Origin of the sequence: Dokdonella fugitiva (assembly GCF_004342425.1) — a bacterium.
Classification (GTDB): domain Bacteria; phylum Pseudomonadota; class Gammaproteobacteria; order Xanthomonadales; family Rhodanobacteraceae; genus Dokdonella_A; species Dokdonella_A fugitiva.
The window spans coordinates 129,880-151,740 of sequence record NZ_SLWQ01000008.1; the positions used below are offsets into that span (position 1 = coordinate 129,880).

The 21,861-nt window shown below is 69.6% G+C and carries 19 protein-coding genes; 10 read left to right on the plus strand and 9 right to left on the minus strand.

From position 1 onward, the window contains the following. Nucleotides 1–346 precede the first annotated feature (346 nt). From EV148_RS14420 to EV148_RS18735, 3 genes are all read left to right on the plus strand, one after another. Nucleotides 347–2,356, plus strand: coding sequence for a DEAD/DEAH box helicase (locus tag EV148_RS14420; protein ID WP_131999473.1), 2,010 nt, complete (start codon nucleotides 347–349; stop codon nucleotides 2,354–2,356). Continuing rightward, entirely contained in the window at nucleotides 2,334–2,858 is a 525-nt protein-coding gene (locus EV148_RS14425; protein ID WP_199222793.1) for an arsinothricin resistance N-acetyltransferase ArsN1 family B, read from the plus strand. The genes EV148_RS14420 and EV148_RS14425 overlap by 23 nt, the downstream gene beginning before the upstream one ends. Nucleotides 2,859–2,936: 78 nt before the next feature. Then, a complete protein-coding gene (locus EV148_RS18735; RefSeq protein WP_199222794.1) occupies nucleotides 2,937–4,166 on the plus strand; it encodes a plastocyanin/azurin family copper-binding protein in 1,230 nt (409 codons plus the stop codon). 47 nt (nucleotides 4,167–4,213) lie between these two features. On the opposite strand, the gene nadD is transcribed toward EV148_RS18735, so the two are convergent. From nadD to leuS, 5 genes are all read right to left on the minus strand, one after another. Beyond that, entirely contained in the window at nucleotides 4,214–4,855 is a 642-nt protein-coding gene (gene nadD / locus EV148_RS14435; protein WP_131999475.1) for a nicotinate-nucleotide adenylyltransferase, read from the minus strand. A 43-nt stretch (nucleotides 4,856–4,898) separates the two neighbouring features. Further along, a complete protein-coding gene (holA, locus tag EV148_RS14440; protein WP_131999477.1) occupies nucleotides 4,899–5,981 on the minus strand; it encodes a DNA polymerase III subunit delta in 1,083 nt (360 codons plus the stop codon). 164 nt (nucleotides 5,982–6,145) lie between these two features. Beyond that, nucleotides 6,146–6,664 carry an LPS-assembly lipoprotein LptE gene (locus tag EV148_RS14445; RefSeq protein WP_131999479.1) on the minus strand — a complete coding sequence of 173 codons (519 nt, stop codon included), beginning with the start codon at nucleotides 6,662–6,664 and terminating at the stop codon, nucleotides 6,146–6,148. Further along, the gene (locus EV148_RS14450; RefSeq protein WP_199222795.1) at nucleotides 6,661–7,308 is read right to left on the minus strand and encodes a glutathione S-transferase family protein; all 648 of its coding nucleotides are present in this window, start codon (nucleotides 7,306–7,308) and stop codon (nucleotides 6,661–6,663) included. Before EV148_RS14450 ends, EV148_RS14445 begins: the two co-directional genes overlap by 4 nt. Before the next feature lie 92 nt (nucleotides 7,309–7,400). Next, nucleotides 7,401–10,121 carry a leucine--tRNA ligase gene (gene leuS / locus EV148_RS14455; protein ID WP_131999481.1) on the minus strand — a complete coding sequence of 907 codons (2,721 nt, stop codon included), beginning with the start codon at nucleotides 10,119–10,121 and terminating at the stop codon, nucleotides 7,401–7,403. Nucleotides 10,122–10,309: 188 nt separating this feature from the next. Here leuS and EV148_RS14460 point away from each other — a divergent pair, with 188 nt between their 5' ends. The 3 genes from EV148_RS14460 (at nucleotide 10,310) to EV148_RS14470 (ending at nucleotide 13,443) form a co-directional block, all read left to right on the plus strand. Continuing rightward, nucleotides 10,310–11,692 (plus strand): tail fiber domain-containing protein, encoded by a 1,383-nt coding sequence (locus EV148_RS14460; RefSeq protein ID WP_131999482.1) that lies wholly within the window; start codon nucleotides 10,310–10,312, stop codon nucleotides 11,690–11,692. A gap of 2 nt (nucleotides 11,693–11,694) precedes the next feature. Further along, nucleotides 11,695–12,006, plus strand: coding sequence for a hypothetical protein (locus EV148_RS14465; protein WP_131999484.1), 312 nt, complete (start codon nucleotides 11,695–11,697; stop codon nucleotides 12,004–12,006). 126 nt (nucleotides 12,007–12,132) lie between these two features. Then, a complete protein-coding gene (locus tag EV148_RS14470) occupies nucleotides 12,133–13,443 on the plus strand; it encodes a metal-dependent hydrolase family protein (protein WP_241988105.1) in 1,311 nt (436 codons plus the stop codon). A gap of 183 nt (nucleotides 13,444–13,626) precedes the next feature. On the opposite strand, the gene EV148_RS14475 is transcribed toward EV148_RS14470, so the two are convergent. Both EV148_RS14475 and EV148_RS14480 read right to left on the minus strand, forming a co-directional pair. After that, entirely contained in the window at nucleotides 13,627–13,848 is a 222-nt protein-coding gene (locus EV148_RS14475; RefSeq protein WP_131999486.1) for a helix-turn-helix transcriptional regulator, read from the minus strand. Between the two features lie 5 nt (nucleotides 13,849–13,853). Then, nucleotides 13,854–14,483 carry a hypothetical protein gene (locus EV148_RS14480; RefSeq protein WP_131999488.1) on the minus strand — a complete coding sequence of 210 codons (630 nt, stop codon included), beginning with the start codon at nucleotides 14,481–14,483 and terminating at the stop codon, nucleotides 13,854–13,856. Between the two features lie 132 nt (nucleotides 14,484–14,615). On the opposite strand from EV148_RS14480, the gene trxA reads away from it, so the two are divergent. Further along, nucleotides 14,616–15,482, plus strand: coding sequence for a thioredoxin (gene trxA, locus EV148_RS14485; protein ID WP_131999490.1), 867 nt, complete (start codon nucleotides 14,616–14,618; stop codon nucleotides 15,480–15,482). A gap of 156 nt (nucleotides 15,483–15,638) precedes the next feature. Here trxA and EV148_RS14490 read toward each other — a convergent pair whose 3' ends face one another. Then, complete coding sequence (locus EV148_RS14490) at nucleotides 15,639–16,400, minus strand: AraC family transcriptional regulator (RefSeq protein ID WP_131999492.1); 762 nt, start codon at nucleotides 16,398–16,400, stop codon at nucleotides 15,639–15,641. A 185-nt stretch (nucleotides 16,401–16,585) separates the two neighbouring features. Here EV148_RS14490 and EV148_RS14495 point away from each other — a divergent pair, with 185 nt between their 5' ends. Next, nucleotides 16,586–18,979 (plus strand): M9 family metallopeptidase, encoded by a 2,394-nt coding sequence (locus EV148_RS14495; RefSeq protein WP_158287483.1) that lies wholly within the window; start codon nucleotides 16,586–16,588, stop codon nucleotides 18,977–18,979. A gap of 122 nt (nucleotides 18,980–19,101) precedes the next feature. Here the strand turns inward: EV148_RS14495 and EV148_RS14500 are convergent, their stop codons facing one another. After that, entirely contained in the window at nucleotides 19,102–20,358 is a 1,257-nt protein-coding gene (locus EV148_RS14500; protein WP_131999496.1) for an MFS transporter, read from the minus strand. A gap of 347 nt (nucleotides 20,359–20,705) precedes the next feature. On the opposite strand from EV148_RS14500, the gene EV148_RS14505 reads away from it, so the two are divergent. Further along, nucleotides 20,706–21,155 carry a DUF4442 domain-containing protein gene (locus tag EV148_RS14505; protein ID WP_131999619.1) on the plus strand — a complete coding sequence of 150 codons (450 nt, stop codon included), beginning with the start codon at nucleotides 20,706–20,708 and terminating at the stop codon, nucleotides 21,153–21,155. A 154-nt stretch (nucleotides 21,156–21,309) separates the two neighbouring features. Next, nucleotides 21,310–21,855, plus strand: coding sequence for a hypothetical protein (locus tag EV148_RS14510; protein WP_131999498.1), 546 nt, complete (start codon nucleotides 21,310–21,312; stop codon nucleotides 21,853–21,855). Nucleotides 21,856–21,861 lie beyond the last annotated feature (6 nt).

Sequence of the window (21,861 nt, forward strand, 5' to 3'; positions counted from 1 at the left end):
GGCGGCGGACTTGCTGCGCGATGCAGGGGCCTTGGCGGCCTTGGGGGTTCCGGCCTTGCGCGGCCGGGCGCGCGTTTCCGACGTAGCCAAGTGGACGTGACCTCTTCGTGATCCGGGCGCCACCAGCGGCGCGGCCGCAGTATAGGCGCAATCAGTCGCAGGCGCCTGCGCAACCGGTTGGGGGGCGCCCGCATGTGACGGTCGAGCCGGCGCCTGCAGGCACGAATCCGAGGCGCGTTCATCCGGCGCCCAGGTACGCGAGCCAGCTCATGCGTGCCGCGCGGGCAGCGAACACGGTGCGGTACACTAAGCCGCCCCCTCCTCGCGGCGCGGCCGCTGCAAGCGCATGTCGAACGCCGACCGCGAAACCACCACTACGCCTCCCCCGTTCCGCGACCTCGGCCTGGCCGCGCCGCTGCTTGCCGCGCTCGACGAGGTTGGTTACGAAACGCCGTCGCCGATCCAGGCCGCGACGATCCCGCCGCTGCTCGAAGGCCGCGACGTGCTCGGCCAGGCACAGACCGGCACCGGCAAGACGGCCGCGTTCGCGCTGCCGGTGCTCTCGCGCATCGACCTTGCGAAGACCAGGCCGCAGGCGCTCGTGCTCGCGCCGACGCGCGAACTCGCGATCCAGGTCGCCGAGGCGTTCCAGCGCTACGCGGCGCAGTTGCCCGGCTTCCACGTGCTGCCGATCTACGGCGGGCAGAGCTACGGCCCGCAGCTCGGCGGGCTCAAGCGCGGGGTGCACGTCGTCGTCGGCACGCCGGGACGCGTGATCGACCATCTCGAGCGCGGTTCGCTCGACCTGTCGCAGCTCACCACGCTCGTGCTCGACGAAGCGGACGAGATGCTGCGCATGGGCTTCATCGACGACGTCGAGAAGGTGCTGCAGAAGACGCCCGAGACGCGCCAGGTCGCGCTGTTCTCGGCGACGATGCCGCCGCCGATCCGGCGCATCGCCCAGACCTACCTGCGCGAGCCGGTCGAAGTGCGCATCGCCGCGAAGACGACCACCGCGGCGAACATCCGCCAGCGCTACTGGTACGTGAGCGGCGTGCAGAAACTCGACGCGCTCACGCGCATCCTCGAGGCCGAGCCGTTCGAGGCGATGATCATCTTCGCGCGCACCAAGTCCGCGACGGAGGAACTCGCCGGCAAGCTCAAGGCGCGCGGTTTCGACGCGGCCGCGATCAACGGCGACGTCGTCCAGGCGCAACGCGAGCGGCTGATCCAGCAGCTCAAGGACGGCAAGCTCGACATCCTCGTCGCGACCGACGTCGCCGCGCGCGGCCTCGACGTCGAGCGCATCAGCCACGTGCTCAACTACGACATCCCGACCGACACCGAAGCCTACGTGCACCGCATCGGCCGCACCGGCCGCGCCGGGCGCAGCGGCGAGGCGATCCTGTTCGTCGCGCCGCGCGAGAAGCGCATGCTGATGGCGATCGAGCGCGCCACGCGCCAGCCGATCGCCGAGATGCAGTTGCCGAGCGTCGAGGCGGTCAACGACCAGCGCATCACCAAGTTCAAGCAGCGCATCGCCGACGCGCTCGGCAGCGACGACCTCGGCGTGTTCCGCCAGCTGGTCGAGGCGTTCGAGCAGGAGCACAACGTGCCTGCGGTCGAGATTGCGGCCGCGCTCGCGCGGCTCGTGCAGGGCGACCAGCCGTTGCTGCTGGCGCCGCCGCCGCGGATGGAGCGCGCGTTCGAACGCGGCAGCCGCGAACGCGCGCCGCGCGACGCGCGTTCCGAACGCGAGCATCGCCGCGATGGGGAGTCGACGAAACCGCGCGCGGGCGCATTGCGTCCCGGCGACGATCGTGCAGCACCGCGCGACACGCGCGAGCATCGCCGGCACGACGAGCGGCCGGCGCGCGACCATGGCGACGCGCACGCGCCGCGTGAAGCGCGCGGCGAGCGCCCTGCACCACGCGCGGAACGCGAGGCCGCGCCCCGCCGCGCGCCGCGTGAAGCCGGCTCGCACGTGCCCGAGGAAGGGTTCGAGACGTTCCGCATCGAGGTCGGCCACGACCACGGCGTGAAGCCGGGCAACATCGTCGGCGCGATCGCCAACGAGGCCGGTCTCGACAGCAAGCACATCGGCCGCGTCGACATCCACGACGACCACAGCTTCGTCGACCTGCCCGCGGGCATGCCCGCGGAGATATTCAGGCATCTCAAGAAGGTGTGGGTGTCCGGGCAGCAGCTGCGCATCACGCGTGGCGGCGAGGGCGACGGCGAACACGCGCGCAAGCCGAAGCCACGCAAGCCGCCGTCGTTCGGGCGCAGCGGCTTCGCGCCACCGAAGCGCCACGACGCGCACAGGGGCCACGATGCGAAGCGGCGGCCCAAGTGAGCCTCCGGCCGCCGCGCTGATCCGCCGCGCGACGCGCGCCGATGCGGCGGCAATCGCGGCGGTCTACGACCACTACGTGCGCTCGACCCACGTCACGTTCGAAGAAGCGGGCGTCGACGCGCACGAGATGGAAAGGCGCATCGCCGACGTCGAAGCGCGCGGCCTGCCCTGGCTCGTCAGCGAGTGCGATGGCGAGGTCGCCGGCTATGCGTACGCGGGGCCATGGAAGGCACGCAGCGCGTACCGCCACACGGTCGAAAGCACGATCTACCTCGCGCACGGGCGCACCGGGCGCGGCCTCGGCCTGCCGCTCTGCCGCGCGCTCATCGAGGCACTGCACGCGTGCGGCGCGCACGCCGTCATCGGCGGCATCGCGTTGCCGAACGCGGCCAGCATCGCGCTGCACGAAAAGGCCGGGTTCCATGCGATCGGCCGCTTCGCCGAGGTGGGTCGCAAGTTCGACCGCTGGATCGACGTCGGCTACTGGCAGCGCCTGTTGTAAAGGGATGGCGCCGCTGCAACCGGGCGCCGCGCACGCGGTACCCACTCCACGATGGTTCCCCGCTTCGTGGAGACAGCCATGCGCAACATTCCCGGCCGCGGCCTCGCGTGCCTGCTCCTGCTGACCGCCCTGCCCGCGACCGCGACCGAGCACCACGTGAGCGTCGGCGGGCAGTCCTACAGCAACGGCTACTACTACGCCGACCTCAGCTTCAGTCCGCGCCAGCTCACGATCCGGGCCGGCGACACGATCGTCTTCGACAATCTCGGGGGCGCGCACAACGTCGCCGCGGATGATGGTTCGTTCCGCTGCGCGCAGGGCTGCGACGGCAGCGGCGGTAACGGCAATCCGAGCAATGCCCAATGGCATGCGTCGGTACGCTTCGATACGCCGGGCACGTACGGCTACCACTGCGAAGTCCATCAAGGCATGGGCATGACCGGCACGATCACCGTCGAAGGCACGGCGCCGCCCGCGTTCCCGATGAACCAGCACGGCATCGCCGGTTCCTGGGCCAATGCCGCGACCGAGTCGCAGGGCGTCGTCATGGACGTCTTCCCCGACTTCTACGCCGCCGGCACCGGCCTGCTCTTCGGCGGCTGGTTCACCTTCGACACCACTGCCGCCGGCGGCCTGCGCTGGTACACCGTCCAGGGCCAGGTCGGCAACGACGACTCCGCCACCATGGCCGTCTACCAGACCCTCGGCGGCAGCTTCGATTCCGCCCAGGCCACCACCACCCACCCGGTCGGCGAAGTCACCTTCCACTTCGACGACTGCGACCACGCAAGCCTCGACTACAGCTTCACCGACGGCTCCGGCCGCCACGGCACGATCCCGCTCACCCGCCTGCTCGGCAACCTCGCCTGCACGCCCAGAGGCAGCACGCCCGGCAACCCCGGCAACTACCTGCTCGGCGGCACCTGGTACGACCCGGCCAGCAGCGGCCAGGGCCTCGTCTTCGACGTCAACGCCACCCAGGGCGTCCTGTTCGCCGCCTGGTACACCTACCTGCCGAACGCCGCCGCCGATGCGGGGGCGCCCGCGCAGAGCTGGTACACCCTCCAGGCCGCGGTCAGCCCCGGCTTCACCCACGTCGAGGACGTCGGCATCTATGAGTCCACCGGCGGCCTGTTCGACCAGCACGCCGACACCACCACGACGCGCGTCGGCACGGCCAGCCTCGTCTTCAACAGCTGCACGTCGTTGACGATGGACTACACCTTTACCGCCGGCCCGCATGCCGGCCTCTCCGGCACGCTCGACCTCGCGCGCCTCGCCCCGGTCCCGGCCGGCTGCACGCTCTGACGGCCACGCCGGCGCGCGCCGGTGCGGACGACGCTCGGCCAGCGGTGTCAGCGCTGGCGATACGGCGCGAGCAGGCGCGAGTCGGCGAACAGCGCGTCGGGAACGAGCCAGCGCGGATCGCGCCCCGCTGCGAGCAGCGCGCGGACCTGGCTCGCGGAAATCTCCAGTGGGGTCACCGCGATCGGCAGCACGCGCCCGGCCGGCGACTCGCGCAGGCTCGCCGCGTCGGCGCAGCGGCGCGAGGCGATCTTGGTGCGCAGCTCGGTCGGCAAAGTGCCGCCTTCGTGGCCAGGCCGCGTCAGCACGCCGATGTGCGCGAAGTCGAACAGTTCACGCCAGCGATGCCAGTCGGCGAAGCCGGCGAATGCATCGGCGCCGACGAGCAGGACGAGTGGCCGTTCGGCGCCGATCTCCGCGCGCACTTCGGCCAGCGTGTCGATGGTGTACGAAGGCCCCTCGCGCTGCAGTTCGCGCGCGTCGAGCACGAGCCGCTGCTGCCCGGCGAGCGCGGCGCGCACGAGCGCCGCGCGCTGCTCCGCGCTCGCGCGCGGCTGGTCGCGGTGCGGCGGCACGCTCGCCGGCAGCAGGCGCACGTCGGCGTCGAGCAGTTCGGAGGCTTCCCAGGCCACGCGCAGGTGCGCATTGTGGATCGGATCGAAGGTGCCGCCGAAAAGCGCGAGCGGTCGCATCAGGGCCCCTCCGCTCCGCGATGCCGCTCGATGGGTCGCACGGTCATGCGCGTTCGAGCAGGAAGGCGGCGCGCCGCGTGCCGGCGATCGCGGCGACCAGGCGCTCGAGTTCGCGCCAGCCGTTCGCCTCGCGCCAGGCGGTGAGGTCGGGCAGCTTGCCTAGGGCGGCGTAGATCGGCTGCAGTTCGTCACGGCCTTTGACGATGCGGTCGATGCGCCCGGCCTGCTCGAGGCAACGTTCCCAGTGCGAGCGGTCGGAATTCTTCAGCGCGCGGCGGAACACGCCTTCGCGCGCCTGCGGCCAGATGCGCTCGCTGCGCAGCGCGGCATCGACGTTGGGCGCGGACGCGAGGCGCAGCAGGATGCGCAGCTGCGTGAGCAGCCAGCCGAGCAATGGAACGAGTTCCTCGCCCTCGGCGCGCAGGCCCGCGACGATGTGCAGCGCGCGCGCGGCGTCGCCGGCGATCGCCGCATCGGCGAGGCGGAACACGTCGTAGCGCGCGTCGTCGGCGACGCTCGCCTCGAGCGTGTCGGCGTCGACCGCCTGCCCCGCGTGCAACAGGGCCAGCTTGTCGATCTCCTGCGCGGCGGCGAGCAGGTTGCCTTCGACGCGATCGGCGAGCAGCGCGATCGCGTCGATCGACAGGCGCAGGCCGCGTGACGCGGCGCGTGCGCCGATCCAGTCCGGCAGCTCCTCGCGCTTGAGCGGCCACACCGCGACCAGCACGCCCGCGCGCTCGACCGCCGCCGTCCAAGCACCTTCGTGCTTGCGGCTCCAGTCGTTCGCGGTGACCAGCAACACGGTGTCGGGTGGCGGTGCCGCGCAGTAGTCGACGAGCGCCGCGGCACCGTCCTTGCCGGGACGGCCGCTCGGCAGGCGCAGGTCGATCAGGCGGCGGCTCGCGAACAGCGACATCGAACGCGCCGCGTCACCGAGCCGGTTCCAGTCGAAACCCGCCTCGACGTCGAGCACTTCGCGCTCGAGATAGCCGAGTTCCTTCGCGCGCGCGCGCAGCGCATCGGCCGCCTCGATCACGAGCAACGGTTCGGCGCCGGCGATGAGGTAGACGGGTTTGAGTCCGGGGCCGGCCAACTGGCGGCGCAGGGCGGCGAGCGTCGTCGACATGGGTCGATTCTACATGCCCCGATCCGCGGGCGAGCGCACGGACTTCATCCGTGGGAGCGGCGCAAGCCGCGATGCCCGTAGGGCGGTACGCGCGCAGCGCGTGCCGCCGATCAATCACCCCACTCCCGGAAAAGCATCGCGCCTTCCGGCCTCCGACAGCGGCGTCAGTGCGCCGCCTGCGTGCGCGCCTCGAGGCGGCGCAGCACGGTCTGCACCATGTCCTGCTGCAGCTCCTTCGTGAGCAGGTCGGTCTGCGCGGCGACGCCGAGTGCCTGGCTTGCATCGAAGGTGAAATCGCGGCTGAGTTCGATCGTCTGCTTCGGGACGATCACGCTGCCCGTGCCATCGAGCACCTCGAATTCGACGTGGTAGCGCAACGCGTATTCGGTCGCTCGCGCGTTGCCGCCGACCGAAAGCACGTCGGTCGAGAACGTGTTCGCATCGAAGCGCAGCGTGGCGACGTCGGGGCCCTCCGTATCGACGACTTCGCTGCCCGAGCGCGGCAATGCCTTGGCGAGGCCCTTCGCCAGCGCGCTCGACGCGTCGGCGATCCGGATGTGCACGCGCTTCATGCTCGGTGGCAGCTCGGCCTCGCGGCGAAGGTGGAAACCGCACGCGGCGAGCGGCAGGGCGAGCAGGGCGAGCAGGGCGACGAGGGCGAACGGCGTGCGACGCAGGGTCATGTGCGGGTTCCGGCGGCAATCGGAGGGCTGGCGACGAGCAGATCATACGGTGCGAGCCAGCCCGGCAGCGAGCGGATGCGCTCGAGCCAGGCGACCAGCGCGGGCCACGGCGCGAGGTCGACGCCGGCCTGGTCGGTCCAGAACAGGTAGCCGCAGCATGAGATGTCGGCGATCGTCGGCGCGTCGCCGGCGACGAACGGGCGCGCCTGCAGTTCCAGTTCGAGCCGGTCGAAATCCGCGTGCATGCGCTGCGCCCACCACGCCTCCAGCGCGGGGTCGGCGCGCGTGAAACGGCGCGAGAAACGCAGGTGCGGGAAGCTCATCGCGAGGCGGTTCGCCTCCCACGCGAGCCATTCGCGCACGCGCGTGCGCTGCGCGGGCGTGCGCCCGTCGAGCTTGCCGTAGCGGCGCGCGGCGTGGTCGAGGATCACGTTGGACTGGCACACCGCGAGGCCGTCCTCGTCGACGAGTACGGGCACTTCGCCGAACAGCGATACCGCTCGGAACGCTTCGTCGCGCTGCTCGCGCGGCGCATTGAGGTCGACCGCCCGCTGCTCGAACGGCACGGCCATGAGGCGCAGTGCCAGCGCGACCTTGTAGCTGTGGCCCGATTCACGATGGCAATGGAGGACGGGTACGGTCACGGCGGTTTCCTGTGCGAACGCCCGCTCCGCGTGGCAGGCACGAAGCGACGGCGACGCCCGCTCGCGCGGGCGTCGCCTCCGGTGATCGCGGGTCAGACGACGATGTTGACGATCTTGCCGGGCACGACGATGACCTTCTTCGGCGCCTGCCCCCCGGTGTACTCGGCGACCTTAGGCTCGGCCAGCGCGAGGCGCTCGATCTCGTCCTTGCCGGCCGACACCGCGACCTCGATCGTCGCGCGCAGCTTGCCGTTGACCTGCACCGCGAGCGTGACCGCATCGCGCACGAGCGCGGCCGGGTCGGCCTTCGGCCACGGCTGGTCCTCGATCAGCGTCTCGCCGTGGCCGAGCGCCTGCCACAGCGCATGCGAGACGTGCGGCGTGACGGGATTCATCAGCAGCACCATCGACTCGAGCGCCTCGTGGCGCACCGCGCGGCCCTGCCCGCTCGCGTCGTCGAACTTCGCGACCGCGTTGAGCAGCTCCATCAGGGCCGCGATCGCGGTGTTGAAGGAATAGCGGCGGCCGATGTCGTCGGACACCTTCTGGATCGCCTCGTGCACCTGCCGGCGCAACGTCTTCTGCCTCGCATCGAGCGCCGCGGGATCGAGCGCGGGCGCGGGGCCTTGCTGGACGTGCGAGACGACCTCGCGCCAGAAACGGCGCAGGAAGCGCGCCATGCCCTCGACGCCGGCCTCGTTCCACTCCAGCGACTGGTCCGGCGGGGCGGCGAACATCGAGAACAGGCGCACGGTGTCGGCGCCGTACTTGCCGACCATCGATTGCGGGTCGACGCCGTTGTTCTTCGACTTCGACATCTTCTCGGTGGCGCCGATCTTCACCGGCTGGCCATCGGCCTTCAGCAGCGCGCCGACCACGCGCGCGCGCTCGTCGCGCTGGATCTCGACGTCGGCGGGGTTGATCCACTCCCTGGAGCCGTCCGCGTTGTCGCGATAGAACGTCTCGGCGATGACCATGCCCTGGCAGAGGAGATTGGTCGCCGGTTCGTCCGAATGGACGAGGCCCGCGTCACGCAGCAGCTTGTGGTAGAAGCGGAAGTAGAGCAGGTGCAGGATCGCGTGCTCGATGCCGCCGATGTACTGGTCGACCGGCAGCCAGTGGTTCGCGCGCGCGTCGACCATGTCGGTCGCGCCCGGGCTCGTGTAGCGCGCGTAGTACCAGCTCGACTCCATGAACGTGTCGAACGTGTCGGTCTCGCGCTCGGCCGGGCCGCCGCACTGCGGACAGGTCGTCCGGCGCCATTCGGGATCGGCCTTGATCGGCGACTGCACGCCCATGAACTGCACGTCCTCGGGCAGCACGACCGGGAGCTGCTCTTCCGGCACCGGCACGGCGTCGCACTTGGGGCAGTAGATGATCGGGATCGGGCAGCCCCAGTAGCGCTGGCGCGAGACGCCCCAGTCGCGCAGGCGCCAGTTGACGCGGCGCGCGCCCCTGCCTTCGCGCTCGAAGCGCGCGGCGAGCGCGTCGAACGCGCCGCGGTAGTCGAGCCCGTCGTATTCGCCTGAATTCACCAGCGTGCCGTACCCGGTGTAGGCACCCTTCTCGATGATGTCGCGCTCGAACTGCTCGACGATGCTCTCCGCCGCGGCCGGCTCGTAGACGTCGATCGCGCGGCTCTCGCCGAGCGCGGCGGACATCGGGTCGGTGTTGCGTGCGGCGTCGTCACCGAGCGCGCGGATCGCGTCGCGCACCGCGTCGCTGACCACGACCATCTTGATCAGCAGGTCGTACTTGGTCGCGAATTCCCAGTCGCGCTGGTCGTGCGCAGGCACCGCCATGACCGCGCCGGTGCCGTAGCCCATCAGCACGAAATTGGCGATCCACACCGGCACGCGCTCGCCGGTCACCGGATGGATCGCGGTGAGGCCGGTGTCGATGCCCTTCTTCTCGGCGGTCTCGATGTCCGCCTCGGCGGTGCCGCCATGGCGGCAGTCCTCGATGAACGCGGCGACGAGCGGCTTGTGCTGCGCCGCCTTCAGCGCGAGCGGATGCTCGGCCGCGATCGCGAGGTAGGTCACGCCCATCAGCGTGTCCGGGCGCGTCGTGAACACGGTCAGCGGTTCTTCCTCGCCCTCGACCGCGAACGCGATCTCGAGGCCCTCGGAACGGCCGATCCAGTTGCGCTGCATGGTCTTGACCGCATCCGGCCAGCCCGGCAGGCGGTCGAGGCCGTCGAGCAGTTCCTGCGCGTAGTCGGTGATCTTGAGGAACCACTGCGGGATCTCGCGCTTCTCGACCAGCGCACCCGTGCGCCAGCCGCGGCCGTCGATGACCTGCTCGTTGGCGAGCACGGTCTGGTCGACCGGGTCCCAGTTGACGACCGACTGCCTGCGGTACGCGAGGCCCTTCTTGAACAGGCGCACGAACATGCGCTGCTCGTGCACGTAGTACTCGGGCCGGCAGGTCGCGAATTCACGCGACCAGTCGATCGCGTAGCCGAGCGTGGCGAGCTGGGCACGCATGTGCTCGATGTTGGCGTAGGTCCACTTCGCCGGCGCGGTGTTGTTCTTGATCGCGGCGTTCTCGGCCGGCAGCCCGAATGCGTCCCAACCCATCGGCTGCAGCACGTCGCGGCCGTTCATGCGCTGGTAGCGGCTGATCACGTCGCCGATCGTGTAATTGCGCACGTGGCCCATGTGCAGCGCGCCGGAAGGGTACGGCAGCATCGACAGGCAGAAGAACTTCGGCTTCGACGGATCTTCCTTGACCTCGAAGGCGCGCGTCGCGCTCCAGTAGGCCTGCGCGGCCGCTTCGACCGCCTTGGGTTCGTAGTTTTCCTGGATCGCCATGGATGCTCGCGCGGCGTCGTGCCGCTTCGGTTCGCGGATGAAAGGACGACGAGCCTAACGCAGCGCAGCAATCGAGGAAAGGCGCCGCCCGCCGGACTCGCTGGCGCCACCGATGGCGGCTCGCGCCGCCGGCCGGCGTAAGGGCAGACGGGGAACGACCCCTGATCATCCGCAGCGAGGAAAATCGTATGAACCGCTTGACGGTGTGCGTCGCGCTGGCCGTGGCGCTCGGAACGGGGATGGGCGCGTCGATCGCCCATGCGGACGGTTTCACCTACCACGGCAGCCTGCAGGATGCCGGGGAGCCCGCCAACGGCCGCTACGACCTGCAACTCACGCTCTATTCGGCGCAGGACGGCGGCCATGTGCTCGCAGGCCCGGTCACCCTCTACGGTGTCGACGTCAAGGATGGCAACTTCAGCACGAGCGTCGATTTCGGACCGATGAGCCTCGCCACGCAGGGCTGGGTCGGCGTCGCCGTGAAATCCGCGGGCGGCGGCTCGTTCGTCGCGCTCGATGCGCGATCGCCGGTCGCGCCGGATGGCGGTTGCCCCGGTTCGTGGGCACTCGACGGCAATGCCGGGAATCCGTCCGGCAGCTATCTCGGTACGTCGGATGCGACCGACCTCGTCGTGAAGTCCAACGGCGGCACCGTCGCGATCTTCGGCACGAATGGATCCAGCCGCCTTTCATTCCCGTACGCCGCAGTGGGCGCGTATTCCACCGCGATCGGCTACAACGCCGGCACGAACTTCGAGGGTTCGATCGTCACGGGCGGTCGCAACGACGCGACATTCGGCACCAACATCCGCGATACGGGCCCCAACCAGGTCATCCTCGTCGCGCAGAACGGCGTTGGCATCAATACCAGCCACGCACCCGACAACAACGCCCTGCGCGATGAACTGACGATCGCGCCTTCGGCGCACCTGCCGGGCGCCAATGCCGATCTCACGTTCGAGACCTCGACCACGGCGACCGGCTACAACGGGTTCAACTTCAGCGCGATCCCGGGCGGCTATTTCCAGTTGAACGGGCTGCACGACGACAACAACGTGCTCACTTACCACTCGCTGATGTACATCAACTACTCGACCGCGTTCGGCGGCTACGGCGTGTTCCAGTTCAACGGCGCGAACGGCCCGGGCGTCTTCAACGTGGGCCACAACGCCCAGACCGGCAACGGCGCCTATCTCACCGCCGGCGGCGTCTGGACCAATGCATCCAGCCGCAGCTTCAAGGAAGCGTTCCAGAAGGTGGACACCGTCGACGTGCTCGGCAAGCTCGTCGCGCTGCCGGTGCAGACGTGGTTCTACAAGGGATCGCACGGCGAAGGCCGGCACATGGGACCGGTGGCCGAGGAATTCGCGGCGGCCTTCGGCCTCGGCAATGACGAGACACACATCACCACGGTCGACGAGAGCGGCATCGCGTTCGCGGCGATCCAGGGCCTCAACAAGAAGGTCGAGCGCGAGAACGAAGTGCTGCGCCGCGAGAACGCGGACCTGCGCGGTTCGCTCGAGCGCATCGTCGCGCGCATCGAACGCCTCGAAGGCCGCAAGGGGGACTGACCATGGCCACCTCCACCCCGGTCATCCGTGGCGGGCCCGTGCTCGCCGCACTTGCACTGCTCGCCGTCGCATCGCCAGCGGGCGCCGGCGATGCGGCACGCCGCTACACGATGCATGCGAGCCTGCGCCCGGTCGTCACGAAAACCACCGCCCGCGGCGACGCCCTGTCCATGCAGGCGAGCCTGGTCGCGAGTCGATCGTACGTACCCGTGCAGGAAGGCGGCGACCTCGCCCTGATCGGCAAACTCGCGCACGTCGTGCTCGGCTGCGCGGACGACACGATCTTCGCCAACGGCTTCGACGGCCCCATCTGAGCGCGACGTGGCGCGGGTCCGCGATGCGGCGGATCCGCGCTGCGCGACGTTTCGATGCAGGGCGGCGTTCCAAACGCGCAGCCGCGCGCTAGGATCGCCCTTCCACATCGAAGCGAAGGGGTCATCATGGGCATGCGCGTACTGTCGCTCGCGGTTCTCGCCGTTCTCGCCTCGCCGGCGTTCGCCGCCGACGAACCGGTTGCGTCCGTCTTGCACTGCGGCCACCTCGTCGACACCGCCGCGGGCAAGGTGCTCGGCGAGACCAGCATCGTCGTCGACGGCAAGCGCATCCGCGAGGTGAAGCCCGGCCGCGTCGAGATCAGCGGCGCCACGACGATCGAACTCGGCGACGCGACCTGCCTGCCCGGCCTCATCGACAGCCACACCCACCTCACCGGCGAAACGAGCCCGACCGGCTACACCGACCAGTTCCGCTGGAACGTCGCCGACTACGCGATCCGCTCGACCGTCTACGCGCGGCGCACGCTCGAGGCGGGCTTCACGACGGTGCGCAACCTCGGCGACAACGAGGGCGAATCGGTCGCGCTGCGCAATGCGATCGACGCCGGCATCGTGCCCGGCCCGCGCATCTTCACCGCGGGCGTCGCGATCGGCTCGACCGGCGGCCATGCCGACGGGACCGACGGCTACCGCAAGGACCTCGCCGGCGATCCCGGCGCGAAGCAGGGCATCATCAACGGCGTCGACGACGCCTGGAAGGCGGTGCGCCAGCACTACAAGGACGGTGACGACCTCATCAAGATCATGCCCTCGGGCGGGGTGCTCGACGAGAGCAGCAGCGTCGACAACGCGCAGATGACGCTCGAGGAGGTGAAGGCGGTCGTCGCCGCCGCGCACGACTACGGCTTCACCGTCGCCGCGCATGCGCACGGCGCCGAAGGCATCCGCCGCGCGATCGTCGGCGGCGTCGATTCGATCGAGCACGGCACCTTCATGGACGATGCCGACATCAAGCTCATGAAGGAACACGGCACCTGGTACGTGCCGACGATCATCGCGGGCAAGTACGTCGAGGAGAAGGCGAACGTGCCCGGTTATTACCCGCCCCAGGTCGCCGCGAAGGCGAAGCAGGTCGGACCGCTGATCCAGCGGACCGCGGCGCGCGCATACAAGGCCGGCGTGAAGATCGCGTTCGGCACCGACGCGGCGGTCTATCCGCATGGACAGAACGCGAAGGAATTCCAGTACATGGTCGAGGCCGGCATGCCGGCGATGTTCGTGCTGCAGGCGGCGACGACGCACGCGGCCGAACTGCTGCACAAGACCAAGGACCTGGGCAGCGTCGAGGCCGGCAAGTTCGCCGACGTGATCGCCGTCGACGGCAGCCCGCTCGACGACATCATGCGCATGCAGAAGGTGACGTTCGTGATGAAGGAAGGAGTCGTCTACAAGGGCACGGGCGCGGCGGCGCCCTGATTCCGCTCATTCCGCGACCGTCGCAAACGTCCTGTGGGGGCAATTGCTTCGCTCGCCGACACACCATGAGGTCCGGTCGCGCTTCGACTCCGCCCCCTTCGCGGGCTGCGCCCGGCGCGAACGGAATTCTCGAAGTGTCGACCGGCGAAGACAGTTGCTCCCACGAGGCTGCCGCAGTCGCGCCTAGGACTCGCCCGCCCACTGGAACACCTCCTCGATCCGCACTTCCAGCGCATGCGCGATGCGGAACGCGAGTTCGAGCGACGGCGCGTAGCGGCCCGCTTCGAGCGCGATCACGGTCTGGCGCGTGACGCCGCAGGCGTCGGCGAGCGCCTGCTGGGTCATCTCGCCGCGCTCGAAGCGCAGGCGGCGGATCGCATTGGTGACCGGCGTGCCGTTGCCCATCGCTGTCAGCGCCGGTCGCGCCAGTAGCCGAGGCCGACGACGAGATACTCGAACGCGCACGACACGATCAGCGCGAGGACGAGCAGGTGGCCGAGCAGCGGCGGGACCGCCCATTCGAGCCGTTCCGTCGGCGAGAACGACAGCAGCAATGCGTAGCCGACGAGGATCACGACGAGCGCGAGGCGCGCCGCGCCCGCGCCGCGCGCCTCGATCTCGCGATCGCGTTCGTCCTGCCGCACGCCGCGGCGCCAACGCGCATCGAGCACGCGCGCGAGGAGCATCCAGGCGACGAGCAGCATGACGATGTTGCGACCGATGCGGTTCGCATCCGGGTTGTGCCACAGCGGTGGCCCGTGGAACACCGGCGCATGCACGATCGCGTACGCCGCGATCACGAGCGTGAAGGCGAGGCCGAGCCAGGCGCGCCATTCGCCCGGCGACATCGACTCGCCGATGCCCCCGTCGGGGATGCGCGAGATCGCGTGGAGCGAACCCCAACCGACCGCCATGAGCAGGACCATGCCAGCGTTGCCGGCTTCGATGCCGAACACGCGCGCCGGCCCCGCGAGCAGCAGCCAGGTCGCCAGTGCGGCGACGACGGCGAGACCGATGAAGCCGAGGCGAGGCAGCGACATGCGTCATCTCCAGCAGACATCATGTAACTTACACATTACATTTTCGTCAGGCGATGTCAAGTATTTTTTACCCCAACTTGCGATTCATGGCCGCTGGCACAATCTGCGACCGACCCGATCAGGAGCCACCGAATGTCCGCCACTGCGCCCTCTCCCTACGTGTTCGACGCGACCGAAGCCAACTTCCAGACCGAAGTGCTCGACGCGTCGTTCGATCAGCCGATCCTGGTCGACCTGTGGGCGACGTGGTGCGGCCCGTGCAAGGTGCTCGGCCCGCTGCTCGAAAAGGTCGTCGGCGAGTTCAACGGCGCCGTGCGCCTCGCCAAGATCGACTGCGACAAGGAACAGGCGCTCGCCGCGTCGTTCGGCGTGCGCAGCATCCCGACCGTCGTGCTGATCCGCGAGGGCCAGCTCGTCGACGCGTTCACCGGCGCGCTGCCCGAAGGCGCGATCCGCGAGTTCCTCGCGCGCCACGTGCAGCCGAACGAGGCTGCACCGGAAGGCGCCGCGGCGCCCGCGCGCGACGAAACGCCGGAACAGGCGATCGCGCGCATCCAGCAGGCGATCGCCGCCGAGCCCGACAAGGCCGAGCTCAAGCTCGAACTCGCCGTTGCGCAGATGCAGGTCGGCAACGCGGCCGCGGCCGAAGCCGAACTCGACAGCCTGCCCGCCAACCTCGCCAACGACGACCGCGCGCGGCGCCTGCGCGGCCAGCTCGAATTCGCCCGTTCGCTCGAAGGCGCGCCCGGCGCGGCCGAACTGCGCGCGCGCATCGAGCGCGATCCGAACGACCACGCCGCACGCGACCTGCTCGGCGTGCGCCTGCTCATCGACGGCGAAGCGGCCGCGGGACTCGACCAGTTCCTCGCGATCCTGCAGGCCGACCGCGGCTGGAACGATGGCCAGGCCAAGAAGCGCCTGGTCGCCGCATTCAGCGTGCTCGACGACGCCGACCTCGTCGGCACGTATCGCCGGCGCATGTCCTCGCTGCTGTTCTGACGCGTCGCACGTAGGGCGGTACGCGCGTAGGGCGGTACGCGCGCAGCGCGTGCCGCCGTCGACCAGGGTGCGCTCCCACAGCCGGTCCACGTACACCGTGTAGGCCGGTACGCGCGCAGGGCGGCGGAATAACCGCGATGCCCTTCAATTCGGCATTCAGCCCTCGGCCGTCCGTCGAATCAACGCCCGATACTCCCGCGGCGCGAACCCTGTCACCTGGCGGAACTGCCGCGACAGCGCGCTCTGGTCGGAAAACCCCGTCTGCTGCGCGATCGCCGCGATTGCCACCGTGCCTTCGGCGAGCAGGCGCGCCGCGTGGCCGATGCGCGTCTTGATGAGGTGCTGCGACGCGGACAGCTGGAAGATCTTCTTCATGCGCCTTTCGAACTGCGCCACCGACACCCCGGCGCGGCGCGCGAGCTGCTCGACACGCAGCGGCCGATCGTAGTGTTCGAGCATGAAGTCGACCGCATCGGCGAAACGGGCGTCGACGATGCCGCTGCGACTCGGCTCGGCGAGGTCCTTGGAGATGCAGGCGAGCCCGATCACCGCGCCCGAGCGGTCCCGCAGCGCTTCCTTCGTGGTCAGGCACCAGCCGGTGCTGCCGTCGCGATACACCGTCAGGTCGAGGTTGTCCGCGATCGGCCGGCCCGAGCGGAACACGCGGTCGTCCTGGCGTGCGTAGCGCTCCGCCATCGCGCGCGGGAACAGGTCGAAGGCGGTCTTGCCGATCGCGTCGCGCTTGCTCCTGAGCCCGCAACGCTGCACGCAGGCTTCGCTCATCAGCACGTAGCGGCCGTCGCGGTCCTTCATCGAGAACACGATGTCGGGCAGGCGGTCGAACAGTGCCTCGATGTAGTCCGGCGAGGCGATGCTGGCGAGGAAGCGGTCGCGCCAAGCCCCCCTGTCGATGCCCATCGCCCGGCCACCCCGCTGTATCGATTATGCAATTCCCGCGGCACGCGCGCGCCGATGTGACAAGACGGTGGCGCCCGGGCGTTCCTAGCATGCCTGCGTCGTCACCGCCTCCAGCGCCCCTTCGCGCCGGACGCGGCACGGCAGCCCCGCGCATCGAAGCACGCGCACGAACCGAGGAATCCAGCATGTCGCCATTCCATCGCCTGTTGCAAGCCAGTGCCGCGTCCGCCCTCTGCCTGTGGTGCGCGATCGCCCAGGCGGGCGCAGACCGCAACGCGGCGCTGCCGCCGCAAGGCAGTCCGCTCGCCGATGCTCGCGCGCCCCACGTGCAAGCCCGCCGCATCGATGCCGGCCACGTCGCGCCGATCCATCCGCTGCGCGAGCAGCGTTACGTCGATTACGACACGGGTGCATTCGACCGGCGCGCACCGCTCGGCGAGCCCTCGCGCCGTGCCGCCGGCGGTGGCTGTCCCGACTACGCGAACCTGGGCGGCGCGGCGCTGGTGGGTGCCGTCAAGGCCTCGGACCTCGCCGGCTGCCTGTATCCGCTGTTCGACCTGACCGGCACGGTGGCGGGCCAGACCTTCGACGAAGCCAAGATGGTCACGATCGCGAACGCGATACTCGCCGACGCTCCGGCCTATCCCGGCGACAACGGCGCGCGCATGCTGCAGCTCATCATGTTCCTGCGCGCCGGCTACTACGTGCAGTGGAACGATCCGGCGGCGGTCGGCGCGTACGGCACCGCGCTCGCCAACGCGATCCGCCCGGCGCTCGACGCGTTCGTCGCCAATCCCCACTTCGCCGACGTCGACGAGGACCACGGCGCGGTGCTCGCCGAATTCGTCACCCTGATCGACAGCGCGGGCGAGAACGCGCACCAGCTCCAGACCGGCGCGCTGCAGGGCATCCTCGAGCGCTACGACGGGCCGGCCATGGCCTCGATGTACTGGATGAAGGCCGCGACGTTCAACGTGTTCAACGTGTTGTTCCGCGGCCACGGCAACGACGATTTCCGCGCCTGGGTCGTCACCCAGGCAGGCAGCGCCATCACCGCCACCCTGCAGGGCTTCATCGCCGACAACAAGGCCAGCGACGTCGGCACCGATCGCGAATACCTGCTCGTCGACGCAGGCATGGAACTCGCGCGCTTCCTGCAGTACCCGAACGCCTCCGGCGGCTTCCAATTCCACGATGCGCTGCACCCGCGCGTGAAGTACGTGCTCGACGAATTCCCGCTGGCGAGCAGCGCGAGCCCGGGCGCGGCGATCTACGTCAACACCGCCTCGACCGCGGACTGGTTCGACCATGCGCACTGCAGCTACTTCGGCACCTGCGACCTCGCCGGCACGATCGAGCCGATCATCCTGCCGCCGGCGAACGCACGCGAGTGCAGCCCCACCCTGAAGGTGCGCAGCCAGGCCCTGACCTCGCAGCAGCTCGACTGGGTGTGCAACCGCGTCGGCGCCGAGGAGACGTACTTCCACGACACGCTGCCGGGCCAGACCGACACGCCGGTGCCGGACGACCACAACACGCAGCTCGAGATGGTCATCTTCCACTCGAGTGGCGACTACGGCACCTACTCCGGCGTCCTGTTCGGCAACGACACCAACAATGGCGGCATCTACCTCGAAGGCGACCCGTCCGATCCGTCGAACCAGCCGCGCTTCCTCTGCTACGAGGCCGAATGGCTGCGCCCCACGTTCGACGTGTGGAACCTCACCCACGAGTACATCCACTACCTCGACGGCCGCTACAACTGGTGGGGCGGATTCGGCGACCTGCCGCAGGCCGCGCCGGCATCGGCGATCTGGTACGTCGAAGGCTTCGCCGAATACGTGTCCTACACCTTCCGCGGGCTCGTGTACGGCAACGCGCTCGCCGACGCGCAAGGCACGCCTGACCGATGGGCGCTGTCGCAGCTGTTCGACACCGAATACAGCACCGACTACGACCGCACGTATGCCTGGGGCTACATGGCCGTGCGCTACATGTTCGAGCGCCATCCCGACGACATCACGACGTTGTACGCGACGGTGTCGCGTCCGGTCGACGCGTACGCCGGCTACCGGCCGTGGCTCGACGCGTTCCGCACGGCCTACGACGCGGACTTCCGCGCCTGGATCGATTGCTATGCGACGCACGATGGCGACACTTCGTCCTGCGGCGGCGCGCCGACGGACGCGATCTTCGCCAGCGGCTTCGACGGCGCGCCTTCGCAGCCGCCGACCGAATGCCCGATCGTCGGTGGCAGCGACCAGACCCTCGGCAACGGTTGCATCCGCAGCGGCATCGCGCAGGCGAATCCGGGCTGGTACCGCTACTACGCACTCGCCGTGCCGGCCGGCGCGAGCAACCTCGTCGTCACGACGAGCGGCGGCAGCGGCAATGCCGACCTGTTCGTCAGCGCCGGCAACTGGCCGAGCAGCAGCGACTACGACGTCGCCTCCACCCAGCCCGGCAACGAGGAAAGCGTGAGTGTCGCCACGCCGACGGCGGGCTGGTACTACATCGCGCTGCAGGCGACGCAACCGTTCAGCGACGTGGTGCTGCGGGCGCAGTACGACACGCACTGAGCGGCGTGCACCGGCGCGGCGATGTCGCCAGGCACTGGATCCCGGCTTTCGGCGGGATGACGGAGACAGGAATGCGGCGCGCCGACCACGGCGCGCCGCGAAGAGCCGGACGAGTGCCTCCGCTACACGGACGAGCCCCGCAGCATCACGCGCAGCAGCAGGCCGATCGCGATGAACAGCACCGCGGCACTCGCCGCGAGCGATCCGTGGATGCCGATGCTCGCGCCGGCGAGCCCGACCGTGATGCCGCTGAAGGTGCGCATGCCGAGCGCGAACATCGTGAACACGCCGATCGCGCGACCACGCATCTCCGGCGGTGCATCGAGCTGCACGAGCGTCTGCGCCATCGCGTTGAAGGACAGCTCGACGAAGCCCGCGACGAACAGCAGCGGGATCGCCAGCGTGTAGCTGCGCGTCAGCGCGAAGCAGCCGAGCGCGACGCACCAGGCCATCGCGAGCAGGCAGGCCGTGCGTGCGCGCGGCTGCAGCAGGCCGCGGCTTTCGAGCACGATGCCGGCGGTGAGCGCACCGGCCGCGTCGGCGCCGAGCAGCAGGCTGTAGTAGAAGTCCGCCTTGGCCTGGCCAAGGTCGTGCGCGAAGCCCGGCATCTGCGCCTGGTAGGCGTTGCCGACGAACAGCGAGGCAAGCCCGGCCAGCAGCGTCATCGCGAGGATCACGCGATGATGCGAGATCTCGCGCAGCGCACGCCCGATGTCGCCGAGCGTGCGCACCGCACGCGTCGCCACCGCGGCGCCGGCGGCGCGGAACTTCGGTCCGTAAGGCGCTGCCGCGAGCCAGGCGATGAACGGCAGGTAGAGCAGCGCATTGACGAGGATGCCGCGTTCGGGGCCGAGCCAGAGCAGCAGCGCGCCGCCGATGCCGGGGCCCATGAGCATGCCGAGCTGGCGCGCGGTCGCGTTGAGCCGCACCGCGCTCTGCAGGTGCTCGCGACCGACGATGTCGTGCAACAGCAACTGCGACGGCGGCCCCCACAGCACGCCTGCCATGCCGTGCACGACGAGCAGCGCGGCGGCATGCCAGACCTGCAGCGCCCCGGTCACGAACAGCACGCCCCAGGCGACCGACACGCCCGCGAACAGCGCCATGCCGAGCTGGATCATCCGGCGCGGATCGACGCGATCGGCGAGCGCACCCGAATACACCGACAGCAGCAGGAACGGCAGCCAATGCGAGACGACCGCGAAGCCTCCGAGCGCGGGCGAATCGAAGCGCTCGTGGATGACCCAGTAGCTGATCACGTGCTCGATGTTGTCGGCCATCATCGCGAGGGCCGACAACAGGAAGTACGCACGGAAACCGCGGTGCCGCAACGCGGCGAATGAAACCGGCACGGCCGGCGGAGGGGAAGCAGCGTTCATGGATGTCCTTGTGGATTTTCCGGTCAAGCGAAGGCGCCTCGTGTCCGCCTTCGGGCGGAACCACGATGAATCCGGCAACACCGGAGACGTTGGCGCGTTGATTGACGTGAACGCTTACGGCAGCCCGCAGCAGGAGCGCGGCGCGGATACTACGACGCGGGTACGCCCGCGGCAAGGAACTCGACGCGGAAGCAGGAGATGAAACGCGAAGAACAGCTTTCCTCCGGTATTCCGTGCACCCGGTGTTTCAAGCTCGGAGTCCTTGCTTGCTTCGCGTGAACCGTGTCCTTCGTGTTTCAATCTCTGGAACGCCCCTCGGGACCATCGCCCGCATGAAACCGACGACGATGACGCCGCGCGCGCTGCGCCTGGGCATGAACCTGTGGCCGCCGTTCCTGTTCGCGGGGATCCGCGTGCTCGACATCGGCGCGGACTGGCGCAGCGCGCGGGTGACGTTGCGCCTTCATTGGTACAACCGCAATGCGGTCGGCACGCAGTTCGGCGGCAGCCTGTTCGCGATGACCGATCCGTTCTGGATGATCCTCGTCATGCGCGGCCTCGGGCGCGACTACATCGTCTGGGACAAGGCGGCCGAGATCGAGTTCGTCGCGCCCGGGCGCGAGAGCGTGTACGCCGAGTTCCACGTCGACGACGCCCTGCTCGAGGAGATCCGCAGTGCGACGGCGGGTGGCGCGAAGTACCTGCGCTGGTGCGAGACCTCGGTGTGCACGGCCGATGGCGAGGTCGTCGCGCGCGTGCGCAAGCAGATCTACGTGCGGCGCAAGGCCGGGACCTGAGGCGGACCGCAAGCGGGGCGGCCCGGCATCGGCGAGGCCGAGGGGCGCGTAGCCGGCGTCCTCCGATGTAATCTTCAGCGACGGCGCGGCGCGGCGGAGATGCCCACCCGGCCGCACCGGGATCACGCTGCGTACCCAGGGAGGACGTCGCACCATGACCATCGACGAAGCGAACCCCACCTCTTCCGCGGCAGCCGAGCGCCGCTTCGAGTTCATCGTGCATTGGCCCCTCGTCGACGAGGACGCCAAGGTGGCGATCGCCGCGTTCTGGCGCCGCGAAGGCGCGCTCAACGACGACGCTGCGATCCAGCAGCGCCTCACGCAGGTGGTCATGCACGCGCGCACGCATGACGGCGAAGTCGCCGGCGTGTGCACCGCGGTGCCCGTGACGCCGCCACGCCTCGGCCAGCCGATGTACTACTGGCGCACGTTCGTCGGCGCACGCTGGCGCGCCAGCCCGCTCGTGATGTCGCTGCTCAAGCGCTCCTGCGTGCTGCTCGAGGAGCATGCGCGCGCGCACGACCATCCGTGCATCGGCGTGCTGCTCGAGCTCGAGAACGATCGTTTCCGCGAACGCGGCCGCATGGCGACGTGGTTCAATCCACGCTTCGTCTACCTCGGCCGCAGCGATCGCGGACTGGACCTGCGCGCGCTGTACTTCAAGGGCGCGCGCCTGAAGGATCCGCCGGCCAAGGCATGAGGGCGC

What these genes read in the sequence shown, in the direction of transcription:
- EV148_RS14420 (WP_131999473.1), top strand. Translation starts at nt 347, where the DNA reads ATGTCGAACGCCGACCGCGAAACCACCACTACGCCTCCCCCGTTCCGC.
- EV148_RS14425 (WP_199222793.1), top strand. Translation starts at nt 2,334, where the DNA reads ATGCGAAGCGGCGGCCCAAGTGAGCCTCCGGCCGCCGCGCTGATCCGC.
- EV148_RS18735 (WP_199222794.1), top strand. Translation starts at nt 2,937, where the DNA reads ATGCGCAACATTCCCGGCCGCGGCCTCGCGTGCCTGCTCCTGCTGACC.
- nadD (WP_131999475.1), bottom strand. Translation starts at nt 4,855, where the DNA reads ATGCGACCGCTCGCGCTTTTCGGCGGCACCTTCGATCCGATCCACAAT.
- holA (WP_131999477.1), bottom strand. Translation starts at nt 5,981, where the DNA reads ATGTCGACGACGCTCGCCGCCCTGCGCCGCCAGTTGGCCGGCCCCGGA.
- EV148_RS14445 (WP_131999479.1), bottom strand. Translation starts at nt 6,664, where the DNA reads ATGACCCTGCGTCGCACGCCGTTCGCCCTCGTCGCCCTGCTCGCCCTG.
- leuS (WP_131999481.1), bottom strand. Translation starts at nt 10,121, where the DNA reads ATGGCGATCCAGGAAAACTACGAACCCAAGGCGGTCGAAGCGGCCGCG.
- EV148_RS14460 (WP_131999482.1), top strand. Translation starts at nt 10,310, where the DNA reads ATGAACCGCTTGACGGTGTGCGTCGCGCTGGCCGTGGCGCTCGGAACG.
- EV148_RS14465 (WP_131999484.1), top strand. Translation starts at nt 11,695, where the DNA reads ATGGCCACCTCCACCCCGGTCATCCGTGGCGGGCCCGTGCTCGCCGCA.
- EV148_RS14470 (WP_241988105.1), top strand. Translation starts at nt 12,133, where the DNA reads ATGGGCATGCGCGTACTGTCGCTCGCGGTTCTCGCCGTTCTCGCCTCG.
- EV148_RS14475 (WP_131999486.1), bottom strand. Translation starts at nt 13,848, where the DNA reads ATGGGCAACGGCACGCCGGTCACCAATGCGATCCGCCGCCTGCGCTTC.
- EV148_RS14480 (WP_131999488.1), bottom strand. Translation starts at nt 14,483, where the DNA reads ATGTCGCTGCCTCGCCTCGGCTTCATCGGTCTCGCCGTCGTCGCCGCA.
- trxA (WP_131999490.1), top strand. Translation starts at nt 14,616, where the DNA reads ATGTCCGCCACTGCGCCCTCTCCCTACGTGTTCGACGCGACCGAAGCC.
- EV148_RS14490 (WP_131999492.1), bottom strand. Translation starts at nt 16,400, where the DNA reads ATGGGCATCGACAGGGGGGCTTGGCGCGACCGCTTCCTCGCCAGCATC.
- EV148_RS14495 (WP_158287483.1), top strand. Translation starts at nt 16,586, where the DNA reads ATGTCGCCATTCCATCGCCTGTTGCAAGCCAGTGCCGCGTCCGCCCTC.
- EV148_RS14500 (WP_131999496.1), bottom strand. Translation starts at nt 20,358, where the DNA reads ATGAACGCTGCTTCCCCTCCGCCGGCCGTGCCGGTTTCATTCGCCGCG.
- EV148_RS14505 (WP_131999619.1), top strand. Translation starts at nt 20,706, where the DNA reads ATGACGCCGCGCGCGCTGCGCCTGGGCATGAACCTGTGGCCGCCGTTC.
- EV148_RS14510 (WP_131999498.1), top strand. Translation starts at nt 21,310, where the DNA reads ATGACCATCGACGAAGCGAACCCCACCTCTTCCGCGGCAGCCGAGCGC.